We start from the raw sequence: 14759 nt of genomic DNA on the forward strand, positions 1-14759 counted from the left end.
AACACTGACGAGTAACCCTCTCAGTCACTCTCAGTCACTCTCATTCGCCTCATTCGTAAGACGCTGGATATATTAGTCATGAACCTGTTTGGATTTTTATCAAATAATATCGCTATCGACCTTGGTACTGCGAACACTTTAATTTTTATTCCTAATAAAGGCGTGGTGCTCGATGAGCCTACGGTGGTCGCGCTACGAAGCAATCGTACCCATAACCCTACCGTTGCTGCGGTTGGCATCGATGCCAAGCAGATGCTTGGCCGTACGCCTGCCAATATCACGGCGATTCGTCCCCTAAAAGACGGCGTGATTGCTGACTTTGAAGTGACCCAAAAAATGCTTAAGCACTTTATCGGCAAGGTAAAGGCGAAGCGTTTTATGGCACAGCCCAACGTGGTCGTTTGTGTGCCATGCAAATCAACTCTCGTTGAACGCAAAGCCATCCGTGAAGCCGTATCATCAGCGGGCGCAAGCAAAGTGCTATTGCTAGAAGAGCCGATGGCCGCTGCTATTGGTGCTGGCATGCCAGTGCATGAAGCGAGTGGCTCAATGGTGGTTGATATCGGTGGTGGTACAACTGAGATTGCGGTTATTGCTCTATCAGGTTGCGTGTATGCCGAGTCGATTCGTATCGGTGGCGACATATTTGATGAAGCCATCATCACTCATGTACGCCGTACCCACGGTTGTGTGATTGGTGAAACCACTGCTGAGCGTATCAAAAAAGAAGTAGGCTCGGCCCTGAATGAAGACAGTCAATTAGAAGTAGAAGTGCGTGGTCGTAGCATGGCAGAAGGCGTGCCAAAAACGTTCACAGTCAATTCGGAAGAAGTACAAAAAGCACTGAGTGATCCATTGAGTGGTATCGTTAGTGCCGTGAAAGCAGCGCTTGAGCAAACACCACCTGAGCTGTCATCAGATATTGCCGAGCGTGGTATTGTCTTGACCGGTGGCGGTGCATTGTTGCGTGATTTAGACAAGCTGATTTCAAGAGAGACGGGTTTGCCAGTGACAGTCGCTGACGATCCATTGACTTGCGTCAGTCGTGGTGGCGGTATCGCCCTCGACTTTATCAATAATAAAAGCTTAAATATGATTTTTGTTTAAGTGATCATTTGTTTAAGTAGCTTTTTATTTAGATGAACATCAGTTGCTGTTAACCGTGATTTTTTACAAGCATGCTTCAGTGACGGTTAACACGATTGTCAAACATTCGATTTAACGATAAAAGTAAATAACGATAAAGGTAGCCAGTTGCGCTGCCTTTAATCATATTACTAATTGCCAGCTACACGCATCGCCACTAAATGCTGATAACGATGAGATCGTTAAACATTGTTATAACTAGCGCTAGGTATTGCTCACATTAGAAAACCTTAATTAGATGACTTATGACGCCAAGTATTTTTGCACGCCAGCCATTAGCACTTCGTAAGGCTGCTATTGTATTGATAGTAGCGTTGATAATGATGTGGTTCGATAGCAAAAATCCGGAATGGTTCAGTCCTGTACGCAATACCAGTCATGCCGCTATGCAGCCTATCTATGAACTGTCACTATTGCCAAGCTATGCTAAGCATTGGGCAAGTGGCAGCTTACAATCAAAAGAAGCGCTACGCCGCGAAAACATGCAGTTGAAGTCGCAGTTGATTCACGCGCAGGCCAAGCTCCAGCAGCAAGACTATATTTTGGCACAAAATGCGCGCTTGCAAGGCATCTTGTCGACCACCAAACCTGAACAGTTTGAGCTAAATTTGGCACAGGTTATCGGTACAGACACCAATTTACTTCGCCAAATCGTCGTGCTTAATAAAGGCGCGCAAGATGGGGTGCAAGTCGGTCAAACGGTCATCGACGAAGACGGGATATTGGGTCAGATTATCAATGTCTATCCCAATACCAGTCGCTTACTACTCATTACTGATGAGCAGCAGTCGGTAGCAGTAACGGTTAAACGTACGGGTCAGCGGGCGATTGTGACGGGTCAAGGAATACCCACTTCTTTAAGCCTCAATTATGTCTTCAAAACCTCAGACGTGCGCGTGGGTGACGAGCTGGTTTCTTCAGGTTTAGGTGGTCGCATTCCAGCAGGCTATCGAGTCGGTCGGATCGCTCATGTCAAAGACACGCAATCAGATAACTTCAGAAGTATTGAAGTCACGCCAGCGGCAAATTTTATCGATAATGCCTACGTATTAGTGCTTCAAGACAAGCTGATAGATAAAAGTAATGTGGGTTTCGATAGTAATGGTGGCTGATATTCAATTTATACATCGCTAACCACTTTGCCGGGCTTGCTCTATAATATCTTCACCCATACCTTTTTAGTGATGTTTTTTCAGCTAAATAGACGTTCAAATGGCCGCCGCCAAACACTCGCTAAGGTAGGTATTCATGACGTATTCTGACTCTAGGCACCCAATCGGGATCTTGCTCATTGTGATTGTTACCAGCTTTGTCATTGCCTCATCGCTCAATGTCTATCCATTAAGTCCTAGTATGGCTACCTTGCGTCCCATGATTATGATCATGGTGCTGATTTTTTGGCTGCTGTTTCAGCCACGTTACGTTGGTATCTTTACCGCGTTTACCATTGGTTTAGCGGCAGACCTTTTGATGGACACCCACTTAGGTCAGCAAGCCTTTGCTGCTGTGATGGTGGCACTTGTTATCAAGATCAGTAGCATTTATGTCAGAAAGTTAAACACTGTCAATGCTTGGCTTATCGCCTCATTAGGCTTGCTGCTGTTTCAACTGAGTTTGTGGATGCTACAGATGTTTATCCAAAACATTTTTGTCGCGCAGTCTGCCTTTTCTTTATTGATGAGTATAGTCAGCTGGCCTCTAGTGCTCTTAGTGTTACGAAAATTTGCGCGTTAATCAATTCAGTTACTACCTCAATAATTGCTTTTGAGAGCCTTTCTGTTATTAGTAGTGTTAATGTGATTGGCAGTAGAATTTATGCTCAACATGAAAGCTGCCAATCCTGAAAGTCTCTGTGCCTTTGATAATTGGTATGATCATAAAATAAGAGAATAGCGATGGATATTATTTTAGCCTCTGGTTCACCGCGTCGTCGGGAGTTGCTCGCTAGAGCGCAGCTGGATTTTACGGTCATGAGCGTCGATATCGATGAAACACCACAAGATAATGAGCTACCAAAAAACTATATTGAGCGTATGGTCGCTGCCAAAGCGGCTGCCGCAGTACAACAGCTAAATGACACCGTTGAAACAAACAAAGACAACCTCGCTGAGCAGCTTATTATTTTGACCTCTGATACCATTGGTGTGCTACCAGATGGTCAGACAGTACTGGTAAAACCAGCCGATCGCGAGCACGCTTATCGCATGTGGCAGCAAATGTCAGATAATACCCATGAAGTATGGACGGCGGTACAAGCTACCCATGTATCCTTAGTTTCTACGCACACTCATACAGAAAACCATGAGCCAGTATTCCAAGCCGTCAAGCAACAACAAATCACCGAACGTACGGCAGTCACCTTTATACCTCTTACGACGGAGATGATGAGCTGTTATTGGGAGAGTGGCGAACCTGCTGATAAAGCAGGTGGCTACGGTATTCAAGGTTTGGGTGCTGCATGGGTTAGCCGTATCAATGGTAGCTATACCAATGTCGTCGGCTTGCCGCTTTCGCAAACGCTGGCATTGCTTAAAGATATTCTAGATACTGGCACTCATTAAAAAGCCACAATGGTAGGGCAGCCCTTGTCAATGCGCTAAAAGCCCGCCGTTCATTGTCTGCACATAACGACACGCTAGGGTAATGGGCAAGAGCAAGTTGCATTTGTTACACTGTAAATCTAATAGACGATGACTGTCTAACAAGAAAGCTGAAAGATAAGAGAAAACATTATGTCCGAAGAGCTGCTGATTAATATTAGTCCAATGGAGTCGCGTGTCGCCGTGCTAGATAACGGTATCCTAGGCGAGATCTATATTGAGCGACATCACAAACTGGGTTTGGTTGGTAATATCTATCTAGGTACTGTTGTGCGTGTCCTGCCGGGTATGCAAGCGGCCTTTGTTGATATCGGTCAGTCACGGACAGCGTTTTTACATGTCAATGATATGCAGCGCGAGCCTCGCCCAGTAGTAGAAAGAAAAAGTAAAGCACCTGAGGAGGGTAAGAAGGAGGCAGATACGAATACAGACAACACTGTGGTGGAAAACGGTGTTGATAGTCTAGACGTCAGCCCGCCAGTGGTCAGTGCGCAAAGTACCGATGTCGTTCCTGTTTCTAAAACCCTTATCCAGCACCGCTTGCACGAAAGCCAACGTATTCTTGTCCAAGTGACAAAAGACCAATTGGGCAGCAAAGGCGCTCGCCTGACCACCAACGTCTCTCTGCCGTCGCGCTATCTGGTATATTTGCCATCGAGTGATCATATCGGCATATCACAGCGTATCGATGGCGAAGAAGAGCGTAACCGTCTCAAGACTGAGCTAAATAGTTTGATGCAAACCGTCAACCTAAAAGGCGGATTGATTGCCCGTACAGCTGCCGAGCGCGTGCCTGTCGATAAACTAGAAGAAGACATTTATTATTTGTTACAGCTTTGGCGGACTATCTGCGCGCGTCGTCAGGAAATTAATCATCATCAAAGCTCAGAGCTTATTTACCAAGAGCTGGCTCTGCCACTACGCTCGATTCGTGACCTAGTACATACCGATACCGCAAAAGTCGTCATTGATAATGCACAAATCTACGAGCAAGTCAGGCAGTTCGCTAAAGAGTTCGTGCCTTTCGTCTATGATCGAATTGTGCATTATACCGCGGAGCAATCTTTATTTGACGTTCATCGGGTTGAAGACGATTTACGTGATGCTTTAAAACGTCGCGTTGACTTAAAGTCAGGTGGCTACTTAATTATTGACCAGACCGAAGCGATGACCACGATTGATGTCAACACAGGTTCTTTTGTTGGTGGACGTTCATTAGAAGATACGGTTTACAAAACCAACTTAGAAGCCACTCATGCCATCGCTCGACAGCTGCGTTTGCGCAATCTTGGCGGTATTATTATCCTAGACTTCATTGATATGCTGGAGCAGCAGCATAAAGATGACGTGCTGGAGAGTTTGCAGTCGCAACTGGCACAAGACTATGCCAAGACGAAGATTACCCAAGTCAGTGAGCTTGGCTTGGTAGAGATGACCCGTAAACGTACTCGTGAATCGCTAGGGCAGCAGTTGTGTGAGCCGTGTTCAACTTGTCAAGGCCGCGGCTTTGTCAAAACCGCTGAAACCGTCTGCTTTGAGATATTCCGTGAAATCATGCGCTGTGCTCGTACCTATAATTCTCCTAAGAAGTTTACGGTGGTTGCCCATGCCGCAGTCATTGATTTATTACTCACCTCAGAGTCGGATACGGTAGCAGATTTAGAGTATCTGCTGGGTAGGGTGATTACTTTTGATGTCGAAAATCTCTATACCCAAGAGCAGTACGATATCGTTTTAGACTAATGGTTGGCCCATCACTAAGATATTTAACGTAAATTGTTGGTTATAAGTCAGGTTGTTTATAAAGCCTAATATCTTGAAATGCCATAGATATTGCTCTTGCAATGACTGAAATACTATGTATAATATATACCACTGAATTATATATGCGCAGCCAATCAAACAGCTGGCGCTATGACAGCTAGAGCATCGTTTCTAGCACTATTTCATTATGCCTTTGCTGACATCCTATTATGGAAGGGTCGGCGGGGCTTTAAACTATTTTGCTTTTGGCACGCTACAAGTTCGGATAAAGAACTCATTCTGGTTAAGAACAGAAGGCAGCTTTAAGTAAATATTTAACCAAACGGCTTTTGGTCATATCTTTGCAAAGCAAGAATGACGAAAGCACATATTAGGAGCTTGCTGGCATGGCTAACCAGAGAATCCGTATCCGTCTTAAGTCTTTTGATCATCGTCTGATTGATCAATCTGCACAAGAGATTGTTGATACTGCAAAGCGCACCGGTGCGCAAGTTTGTGGTCCTGTACCGTTGCCGACTCGCATTGAGCGCTTCAACGTTCTAACTTCACCACACGTAAACAAAGACGCTCGTGATCAGTACGAAATCCGTACTCATAAGCGTATGGTTGACATTGTTCAACCTACCGATAAAACTGTGGATGCGCTAATGAAGCTTGACTTAGCGGCGGGTGTTGACGTTCAAATTGCTTTGGGTTAATGCACATAAACACCCAACCCATTAATATAAGATATAAAGAGGTCTAAAATGGCGATCGGTTTAGTCGGTAAAAAATGCGGCATGACCCGTGTCTTCACTGAAGCAGGCGCATCTATCCCTGTAACAGTGGTTGAGATCAGTGCTAACCGCATTACTCAAGTAAAAAATACTGATGTAGATGGCTATCAAGCCATCCAAATCACCACAGGCACCCGTCGTGACAGCCGCGTAACAGCAGCTCAAAAAGGTCACTTCGCTAAAGCCGGCGTTGCCGCTGGTCGTGGTGTTTGGGAATTTCGTGCCAATGACAGCGATCTTGAAGGTCGTGAGATTGGTGGTGAGATCCTAGCTGACTTGTTTGAACAAGGTCAGATGGTTGATGTCACAGGAAACAGTAAAGGTAAAGGCTTTCAAGGCGGCGTGAAGCGTCACAACTTCAGCATGCAAGATGCCACTCATGGTAACTCAGTATCTCACCGTGCCATTGGTTCAACTGGTCAAAACCAGTCACCAGGTAAAGTCTTCAAAGGCAAAAAAATGCCAGGTCAGATGGGTAACAAACGCGTTACCGTTCAAGGCCTAGAAGTGATATCGGTTGATGTTGAAAATGGGTTACTTGTCATCAAGGGTGCTATCCCAGGTGCCACCGGTGGCGATGTCATCGTACGTCCGTCAGTCAAAGCCTAAGCAAGGGGATTAACGTGGATTTAAAAACAGTTACAGGGGCGGCAGTTGAGCTTTCTGATACGGCTTTCGGTCGTGAATTCAACGAAGCACTAGTGCATCAAGTCGTCACCGCATATCTTGCTGGTGCTCGCCAAGGTACACGCGCTCAAAAGACCCGTGCCGAAGTTTCTGGCGGTGGCATTAAGCCATGGCGCCAAAAAGGTACTGGTCGTGCTCGTGCAGGCTCTATTCGTAGTCCTATCTGGCGTGGGGGCGGACGCACATTTGCGGCCAAACCACAAGATTGGTCACAGAAAGTCAACCGTAAAATGTATCGCGGTGCTATGCAGTGTATCCTAGCCGAATTGATTCGCCAAGAGCGTTTGATCTTGGTTGAAGAGTTGAGCGTTTCTGGACCTAAGACTAAAGAGCTTATCGCAAAGTTAGGTGAGTTAAATGCATCACGTGCATTAATCGTCACCAAAGAAGTTGACGAAAACTTATACTTAGCTGCTCGAAACATCCCACATGTCAATGTACTTGATACAAGTGAAGTGGATCCAGTGAGCTTGATCGCTTTTGATAAAGTGATCATGACAGTCGAAGCTGCGAAACAATTTGAGGAAGCACTAGCATGAATAACGCAAGACTTTATCAGATCCTAAGAGGACCTGTATTCTCAGAGAAATCTCAAATGCTTGGCGACTCACTTGGTGTGCAGGTATTTAAAATTGACTCTAACGCTACTAAGTTAGAAGTTAAAAAAGCAGTTGAGATGATGTTTGAAGGTGTTGAAGTTTTAAAAGTAAACACATTGAACGTTAAAGGTAAGACAAAGCGTTTTGGTAAAAGTATCGGCCGTCGTAATGACTATAAAAAAGCCTATGTTACCTTAAAAGCTGGTCAAGATGTACAAATGGCTGATGCTGGTGAAGAGGTCGCAAATACGACTGCTTCTACTAGTGAAACAGCGAATAACGAATAAGGATTACACTCATGCCTATCGTAAGAGCAAAGCCAACATCACCAGGCCGTCGTTTTGTTGAAAAAGTAGTGCATCCACACCTTTATAAAGGTCGTCCGTTTGCAGCGCTTCTAGAATCAAAAAGCAAGACCGGTGGTCGTAACAATAATGGCCGTATCACTACTCGTCACATCGGCGGTGGTCATAAGCAACATTATCGTATTATTGATTTTAAACGTACTAAAGACAATATCCCAGCTACAGTAGAGCGTATTGAATACGATCCTAACCGTACTGCGCATATTGCTTTACTTAAGTACGCTGACGGCGAACGTCGTTATATTATCGCTGCTAAGAAGCAAGTAGTTGGCGATACTGTAATGTCAGGTGAATTATCACCAATTCGTCCAGGTAACTGTTTACCGCTAAAAAACATACCACTAGGTACTGTAATCCATAATATCGAACTTAAAATCGGTAAAGGTGCACAGATGGCTCGTTCTGCGGGTGCTAGTGTTCAGTTGCTAGGTCGTGACGGTATTTATGCTATTCTACGTATGCGCTCTGGCGAAACACGCCGTGTACACGTGAATTGCCGTGCTGTTATTGGTGAAGTTTCTAACACTGAAAACAACTTGAAATCACTTGGTAAAGCTGGTGCTTCACGTTGGCGTGGTGTTCGTCCTTCTGTTCGTGGTGTCGCTATGAACCCGGTTGATCACCCACACGGTGGTGGTGAAGGTCGTAATAAAGGTCGCCATCCAACTAGCCCTTGGGGTCAGAAGTCTAAAGGACTTAAAACGCGTCACAATAAGCGTACTGACAACATGATCATCCGCCGCCGCGCCAAGAAGAAATAAAGGAAGAATTTCATGCCTCGTTCATTGAAAAAAGGTCCATTCATAGACGCGCACTTATTTGCTAAAGTTGAAAATGCATTAGACACCAACTCACGCAAACCAATTAAGACTTGGTCGCGCCGCTCGATGATTCTGCCACAAATGGTTGGCCTAACTTTATCTGTTCACAACGGCCGTACTCACGTACCGGTTATTGTGAGTGAGCAGATGGTTGGTCATAAACTAGGTGAATTTGCCCCGACTCGTACGTATCGTGGTCACGGCATTGACAAAAAAGCTAAGAGATAAGGTGCTTACCATGGAAGTAACTGCAAAATTACGCGGTGCCGCCATATCGGCACAAAAAGTTAGACTCGTTGCTGATGAAGTTCGTGGCAAATCTATCGAGCGTGCTTTGGATATCCTAACGTATAGTAATAAAAAAGGCGCTGTGTTTGTTAAGAAATGTCTTAACTCAGCCATCGCCAATGCCGAAAACAACAACGGTTTAGATATTGATACGCTTAAAGTATCAACCATCTACGTTGATGAAGGCATTACGCTAAAACGTATCCTACCACGTGCCAAAGGTCGCGCTGATCGTATCAGTAAGCGTACCTGTCACATCACTATAAAGGTAGGAGAATAAGTTATGGGTCAAAAAGTACATCCAATCGGAATTCGTCTTGGTGTTGTAAAAAAGCATAATGCAAATTGGTATGCTAACCCTAAACAATACTCAGAATACCTCATTAACGACATTCAAGTTCGTGAGTATCTACGCAAAAAGCTAGATAACGCTATGATCAGCAACATCATGATCGAGCGTCCTACTGGCGCCGCTAAAATTACCATCGCCACTGCGCGTCCTGGTATTGTTATCGGTAAGAAAGGCGAAGATATCGAAAGACTTCAAAAAGAATTGACCAAAATTATGGGCGTACCTGCTCAGGTCAACATTGAAGAAATCACGTCACCTGATCTTGATGCACGTTTGGTAGCAGACGGTATCGGAAGCCAGCTTGAGCGTCGTGTTATGTTCCGTCGTGCGATGAAACGCGCGGTACAGAACAGCATGCGCTCTGGTGCTAAAGGTATTAAAGTTGAGCTGTCTGGTCGTCTTGGCGGTGCTGAGATTGCTCGTAGTGAGTGGTATCGTGAAGGCCGTGTGCCATTACATACACTTCGCGCTGATATTGACTATGCGTCAGTACGTGCAGAGACAACTTACGGCACCATCGGTGTAAAAGTTTGGATCTTCCGCGGAGAGATCCTTGACGGTATGAACAGTGTTTACAATCCCGTCAAAGAAGAGCAGACTCGTGCGCCAAAACGCCGTGGTCGCGGAAACGGAAACCGTCGAAACTCAGACAGAGGTTAAACTATGTTACAGCCAAAACGTACCAAGTTTCGTAAAATGCATAAAGGTCGTAACACTGGGCTAGCTCATCGTGGAAGCACCGTTGCATTCGGACAAATTGGTCTAAAATCATTGACGCGCGGTCGTATGACAGCCCGTCAAATCGAAGCAGCACGTCGTACCATCACTCGTAAAATTAAGCGTGGCGGTAAGATTTGGATTCGTGTATTCCCAGACAAGCCTATTACCAACAAGCCATTAGAAGTACGTATGGGTAAAGGTAAAGGTCCTGTTGAATATTGGGTATGCGAAATCAAACCTGGTAAAGTGCTATATGAAATTGAAGGGGTACCAGAAGAGCTTGCACGTGAAGCTTTCACGCTTGCTGCAGCAAAACTGCCCTTTAAAACTACCATTGTTAAGCGGACGATAATGTAATGAAGATCAGTGAATTACGTGATAAATCATTAGAAGAACTGACCCAGTTACTTGATGAAAAGCAACTTGATGCTTTCCGTATTCGTATGGCTAAAGCAACTGGTCAGTTGGGTAATACCCATGAAGTCAGAGGCAATCGTCGCACGATTGCTCAGATTCAGACTTTGATTAACGAGAAACAACGAGGCGACTCATGAGCGATAACAATCAAACAGCTAATGCTAGCGTATTGACAGGAAGAGTTGTCAGCGACAAGATGGACAAGTCCATCACAGTTTTGATTGAACGTCTTGTACGTCATCCTTTGTATGGCAAGCAGCTTCGTCGTTCTACAAAAATCAAAGCTCATGATGAGAATAACGTTTGCCAACAAGGCGACCTTGTCCGCATCAAAGAAACGCGTCCAATCTCAAAAACCAAGTCTTGGACTTTGGTTGATGTGGTTGAAAAAGTAGAAAAAATCTAAGTAAATTGCATTAAAAGCCAGAAGCTGTTAAAATAGCCGCCTTTTTAAGGATGCTGATTGCGCCGAGCGTATATCACTCACATTAAGAGTAGCAGCGGTTATTTATATTAAAATGCCGACTACTCATACTGTGCTAGCGGCAGCAACTGGTTTTTATTGCTCATACGTGTGGAGTAACGCTATGATTCAGGTTGAGTCAATGCTGGAAGTTGCAGACAATAGCGGTGCAAGGCGAGTTCAGTGCATTAAAGTACTGGGTGGCTCTCATCGTCGTTATGCATCAGTTGGCGACATTATTAAAGTAACGGTTAAAGAAGCCATTCCTCGCGGTCGTGTTAAAAAAGGCGACGTGATGAATGCGGTAGTTGTACGTACCAAAAAAGGCGTTCGTCGTCCTGATGGTTCTGTTCTGCGTTTTGATGACAATGCTGCGGTATTGTTGAACCAAAACAAAGCACCGATTGCAACTCGTATTTTTGGACCGGTAACTCGTGAACTACGTGGTGATCAGTTTATGAAAATTGTATCCCTAGCACCAGAAGTATTGTGAGGTAATCCATGTCAAAATTACGTAAAGGCGATACAGTTATCGTGATTGCTGGTAAAGATAAAGGCAAACAAGGTACTGTACAAGCTGTAAAAAACGATCGTATTAAAGTTGAAGGCATTAATATTGTTACTAAACATCAGAAGCCAAATCAGGCAACTGGCGTTGAAGGTGGCATTCTTAAGCAAGAAGCTTTTCTGCATATCTCAAATGTCGCAATATTAAATGCGCAAACCCAAAAAGCTGATCGTATTACTTATCAGTTCGGCGAAGACGGCAACAAACAACGCGTCTATCGTTCGAACGGTGAAGTAGTGGCGACTGCGTAAGACACTAAGGGTGTAATGGTAATGGCAAGATTAAAATCTTTATATAACGATGAACTAAAGCAGCAAATCAAAGAAGACCTTGGTTTAGCGAATGTGATGCAAGTGCCTAAAATCACTAAAATCACACTTAACATGGGTGTAGGCGGCGCGTCTCAAGACAAGAAATTGCTTGAAGGTGCTGTAGCTGATATGACTGCGATTGCTGGTCAAAAACCTGTGGTCACTAAAGCGCGTAAATCAGTTGCTGGCTTTAAGATTCGTGAAGAATGGCCAATTGGCTGTAAAGTAACGCTACGCGGTGAGCAAATGTACGAATTTTTAGATCGTCTCATTGCCATTGCAATTCCTCGTATTCGTGATTTCCGCGGTTTTTCACCTAAAGCCTTCGACGGACGTGGTAACTACTCATTGGGTATCAAAGAACAAATCGTATTCCCAGAAGTAGATTTTGACAAAATTGATCGTATCCGCGGTATGGATGTGACAATCACCACGTCAGCTGGTAATGATGAAGAAGGTCGTGCGTTACTCAAAGCATTCGGCTTCCCATTTAAATAAGGTAAAGACGTTATGGCAAAGAAGAGCATGATTAACCGCGAATTAAAGCGCGAAAAAATGGTTGCTAAATATGCTGAAAAGCGTATCAAGCTAAAAGAAACTATCAGTGATATGACTGCAAGTGACGAAACTCGTATGGAAGCGATGTTAGAGCTACAAGCTCTTCCACGTAATTCATCACCAGTACGTCTGCGCAATCGTTGTGCTATCACCGGTCGTCCTCACGGTTACTTCCGCAAGTTTGGCTTATCACGCAATATGCTGCGTGAGCGTGTCATGCAAGGCGATGTGCCTGGTGTTCGTAAAGCAAGCTGGTAAGGAGTAACTATATGAGTATGCAAGATACCGTTGGGGATATGCTAACCCGTATTCGTAACGCACAAATGGCTAACAAAGTATCGGTAGCAATGCCGAGCTCTAAATTACGTAAATCAATAGCTGATTTACTGGTTAGCGAAGGTTATGTAGCGAACGCTGTTGTTACTGAACAAGACAACAATAAAGCCACATTGACTATTGAACTGAAATACTTCGAAGGCAAAGCTGTCATCGAAACTATCCAACGTTTTAGCCGTCCTGGTTTACGCCAGCATCGCGGTAAAGACGCTATCCCTACTGTTAAGCAAGGTATGGGTGTTGCTATCGTATCGACTAGCCAAGGTATCATGAGCGATCGTGCTGCACGCGCTGCTGGTATCGGTGGTGAAATCGTTGCATTCGTTGCCTAATTAGCATTTATGCTATTGGTGATGAGACGACAAAGTCTACTTGAACCCCTTTAAGCTGTTGTAAGTCCATAATGATTTGTAATAAGCTTAAAGAAAGCTAAGCATTTGAAGTTGATAAAATTGAATGGTGCTTAATGGGAACAACTATGCTAAACTAGCAGGCTTTTTAGCCTGTTAGTTTTTTCGCTAATATAAAGAAGTTAATTTTTTAAGGAATATTCCTATGTCTCGTGTGGCTAAAGCCCCAGTGACGCTGCCAAACGGCGTAAGCGTTACTTTGAACGATCGGCAGGTCGAAGTGAAAGGCAAGAACGGCAATTTGTCTTTACGCCTGCATGAATTGGTCGAGCTGAAACAGGAAGATGATGCGATCATTTTCTCACCTACAGTCGATTCAAAAGAAGCCATGATGCACACTGGCACCATGCGCGCCCTGCTTAACAATTATGTTACTGGCGTGAATGAAGGCTTTGAAAGACGTCTTCAATTAATTGGTGTTGGTTATCGCGCGCAAGCTACTGGTAATAAAGTAACGCTAAACGTTGGTTACTCTCATCCAGTAGAATATACGCTACCTGAAGGTGTGTCAGCTGAAACCCCAACGCAAACTGAAATTGTTTTGAAATCAAACAATAAGCAGCAGCTTGGTCAAGCAGCGGCTAATATCCGTGGTTTCCGCCCACCAGAGCCTTATAAAGGCAAAGGTATTCGTTATAGCGACGAACATGTGGTTCGCAAAGAAGCTAAGAAAAAATAAGGTGAGTTGAAATGTTTGATAAAAAAGCAGCTCGTCTGCGTCGAGCTAAGAAAACCCGCGCGCATATCCGTCATTTAGGCGTACATCGCTTAACGGTTAATCGCACGCCAAAGCACATCTATGCCCAGATTATCTCTCCGAACGGTGGTGAAGTGATTGCTCAGGCATCTACCTTAGACGGCAGCTTGCGCTCAGGCGCGACTGGCAACGCTGATGCAGCGACGTCTGTAGGCCAAATGATCGCAGAACGCGCAAAAGCAGCTGGGGTTACTAAAGTTGCCTTTGACCGTAGTGGTTTTAAATATCATGGTCGAGTTAAAGCTTTAGCTGAAGCAGCTCGCGAAAACGGATTGGAGTTTTAATCATGGCTAGAAATGATAAAAATGATAAAAATGAGCAAACAGACGGTTTAGTAGAACGCTTAGTTACCGTTGACCGCGTCGCAAAAGTAGTTAAAGGTGGTCGTATTTTCTCTTTCACCGCATTAACTGTTGTTGGTGATGGCAATGGTCGTGTTGGTTTTGGTCGTGGTAAAGCACGTGAAGTGCCAGCTGCTATTCAAAAAGCGCTAGAAGCTGCCAAACGCAATATGATTACTGTTGAGCTAAACGATGCAACTTTGTATCATCCGATCAAAGCACGTCATGGTGCTAGTAAAGTCTACATGCAGCCTGCATCTGAAGGTACTGGCGTAATCGCTGGTGGCGCAATGCGTGCTGTGTTAGAAGTTGCTGGTGTCAAAGATGTTTTGACTAAATGTTATGGTTCTACCAATACTGCTAACGTGGTTCGCGCTACGTTTAACGGTTTACGTGATATGTCAACTCCAGAGAAGATGGCAGCAAAACGTGGTAAATCTGTAGACGAAATCTTGGGTTAACTTAGACTAGGTGAGTTAC

At 44.6% G+C, this 14759-nt stretch carries 24 protein-coding genes; all 24 read left to right on the top strand.

Annotated elements, in window-relative coordinates:
* Positions 1-69 precede the first annotated feature (69 nt).
* The 24 genes from J5X94_RS11780 (at position 70) to rpsE (ending at position 14740) form a co-directional block, all read left to right on the top strand.
* Positions 70-1107, top strand: a complete 1038-nt coding sequence (locus J5X94_RS11780; RefSeq protein ID WP_026037076.1) for a rod shape-determining protein — start codon at positions 70-72, stop codon at positions 1105-1107.
* 284 nt (positions 1108-1391) lie between these two features.
* A complete protein-coding gene (gene mreC / locus J5X94_RS11785; RefSeq protein WP_210541388.1) occupies positions 1392-2258 on the top strand; it encodes a rod shape-determining protein MreC in 867 nt (288 codons plus the stop codon).
* Positions 2259-2394: 136 nt separating this feature from the next.
* Entirely contained in the window at positions 2395-2880 is a 486-nt protein-coding gene (mreD, locus tag J5X94_RS11790; RefSeq protein ID WP_210541389.1) for a rod shape-determining protein MreD, read from the top strand.
* A 161-nt stretch (positions 2881-3041) separates the two neighbouring features.
* Positions 3042-3707 (top strand): Maf family protein, encoded by a 666-nt coding sequence (locus tag J5X94_RS11795; RefSeq protein ID WP_210541390.1) that lies wholly within the window; start codon positions 3042-3044, stop codon positions 3705-3707.
* 171 nt (positions 3708-3878) lie between these two features.
* A complete protein-coding gene (locus J5X94_RS11800) occupies positions 3879-5489 on the top strand; it encodes an Rne/Rng family ribonuclease (protein ID WP_210541391.1) in 1611 nt (536 codons plus the stop codon).
* 407 nt (positions 5490-5896) lie between these two features.
* Complete coding sequence (rpsJ, locus tag J5X94_RS11805) at positions 5897-6208, top strand: 30S ribosomal protein S10 (protein WP_010196670.1); 312 nt, start codon at positions 5897-5899, stop codon at positions 6206-6208.
* 48 nt (positions 6209-6256) lie between these two features.
* The gene (rplC, locus tag J5X94_RS11810) at positions 6257-6895 is read left to right on the top strand and encodes a 50S ribosomal protein L3 (protein ID WP_010196672.1); all 639 of its coding nucleotides are present in this window, start codon (positions 6257-6259) and stop codon (positions 6893-6895) included.
* A 14-nt stretch (positions 6896-6909) separates the two neighbouring features.
* Positions 6910-7512, top strand: a complete 603-nt coding sequence (gene rplD, locus J5X94_RS11815) for a 50S ribosomal protein L4 (RefSeq protein WP_010196673.1) — start codon at positions 6910-6912, stop codon at positions 7510-7512.
* Positions 7509-7859 carry a 50S ribosomal protein L23 gene (gene rplW, locus J5X94_RS11820; RefSeq protein ID WP_010196677.1) on the top strand — a complete coding sequence of 117 codons (351 nt, stop codon included), beginning with the start codon at positions 7509-7511 and terminating at the stop codon, positions 7857-7859. The genes rplD and rplW overlap by 4 nt, the downstream gene beginning before the upstream one ends.
* Before the next feature lie 11 nt (positions 7860-7870).
* Positions 7871-8698: a 50S ribosomal protein L2 gene (gene rplB / locus J5X94_RS11825; protein ID WP_010196679.1), complete on the top strand. Its 828-nt coding sequence runs from the start codon at positions 7871-7873 to the stop codon at positions 8696-8698.
* 12 nt (positions 8699-8710) lie between these two features.
* Positions 8711-8986 carry a 30S ribosomal protein S19 gene (rpsS, locus tag J5X94_RS11830; protein WP_010196682.1) on the top strand — a complete coding sequence of 92 codons (276 nt, stop codon included), beginning with the start codon at positions 8711-8713 and terminating at the stop codon, positions 8984-8986.
* 10 nt (positions 8987-8996) lie between these two features.
* On the top strand, positions 8997-9326 hold the full coding sequence (gene rplV, locus J5X94_RS11835; RefSeq protein ID WP_010196689.1) for a 50S ribosomal protein L22: 330 nt from the start codon (positions 8997-8999) through the stop codon (positions 9324-9326).
* A 3-nt stretch (positions 9327-9329) separates the two neighbouring features.
* Positions 9330-10058, top strand: coding sequence for a 30S ribosomal protein S3 (gene rpsC / locus J5X94_RS11840; RefSeq protein WP_010196691.1), 729 nt, complete (start codon positions 9330-9332; stop codon positions 10056-10058).
* A gap of 3 nt (positions 10059-10061) precedes the next feature.
* A complete protein-coding gene (gene rplP / locus J5X94_RS11845) occupies positions 10062-10475 on the top strand; it encodes a 50S ribosomal protein L16 (protein WP_010196693.1) in 414 nt (137 codons plus the stop codon).
* On the top strand, positions 10475-10672 hold the full coding sequence (gene rpmC, locus J5X94_RS11850) for a 50S ribosomal protein L29 (RefSeq protein ID WP_010196696.1): 198 nt from the start codon (positions 10475-10477) through the stop codon (positions 10670-10672). Before rplP ends, rpmC begins: the two co-directional genes overlap by 1 nt.
* On the top strand, positions 10669-10941 hold the full coding sequence (gene rpsQ, locus J5X94_RS11855) for a 30S ribosomal protein S17 (protein WP_010196699.1): 273 nt from the start codon (positions 10669-10671) through the stop codon (positions 10939-10941). Before rpmC ends, rpsQ begins: the two co-directional genes overlap by 4 nt.
* Before the next feature lie 181 nt (positions 10942-11122).
* Entirely contained in the window at positions 11123-11491 is a 369-nt protein-coding gene (gene rplN / locus J5X94_RS11860) for a 50S ribosomal protein L14 (protein WP_010196702.1), read from the top strand.
* Positions 11492-11499: 8 nt separating this feature from the next.
* The gene (gene rplX, locus J5X94_RS11865) at positions 11500-11817 is read left to right on the top strand and encodes a 50S ribosomal protein L24 (RefSeq protein WP_010196703.1); all 318 of its coding nucleotides are present in this window, start codon (positions 11500-11502) and stop codon (positions 11815-11817) included.
* Positions 11818-11838: 21 nt separating this feature from the next.
* Complete coding sequence (gene rplE / locus J5X94_RS11870) at positions 11839-12375, top strand: 50S ribosomal protein L5 (RefSeq protein ID WP_010196704.1); 537 nt, start codon at positions 11839-11841, stop codon at positions 12373-12375.
* 12 nt (positions 12376-12387) lie between these two features.
* The gene (rpsN, locus tag J5X94_RS11875) at positions 12388-12693 is read left to right on the top strand and encodes a 30S ribosomal protein S14 (protein WP_010196705.1); all 306 of its coding nucleotides are present in this window, start codon (positions 12388-12390) and stop codon (positions 12691-12693) included.
* An 11-nt stretch (positions 12694-12704) separates the two neighbouring features.
* Positions 12705-13103, top strand: coding sequence for a 30S ribosomal protein S8 (gene rpsH, locus J5X94_RS11880; RefSeq protein WP_010196706.1), 399 nt, complete (start codon positions 12705-12707; stop codon positions 13101-13103).
* Between the two features lie 223 nt (positions 13104-13326).
* A complete protein-coding gene (rplF, locus tag J5X94_RS11885) occupies positions 13327-13860 on the top strand; it encodes a 50S ribosomal protein L6 (RefSeq protein WP_010196707.1) in 534 nt (177 codons plus the stop codon).
* Positions 13861-13871: 11 nt separating this feature from the next.
* Entirely contained in the window at positions 13872-14222 is a 351-nt protein-coding gene (gene rplR, locus J5X94_RS11890; protein WP_010196708.1) for a 50S ribosomal protein L18, read from the top strand.
* Between the two features lie 2 nt (positions 14223-14224).
* On the top strand, positions 14225-14740 hold the full coding sequence (rpsE, locus tag J5X94_RS11895; protein WP_010196711.1) for a 30S ribosomal protein S5: 516 nt from the start codon (positions 14225-14227) through the stop codon (positions 14738-14740).
* Positions 14741-14759: the final 19 nt, after the last annotated feature.

This window comes from Psychrobacter sp. K31L, assembly GCF_017942195.1.
Lineage (GTDB): Bacteria > Pseudomonadota > Gammaproteobacteria > Pseudomonadales > Moraxellaceae > Psychrobacter > Psychrobacter glaciei.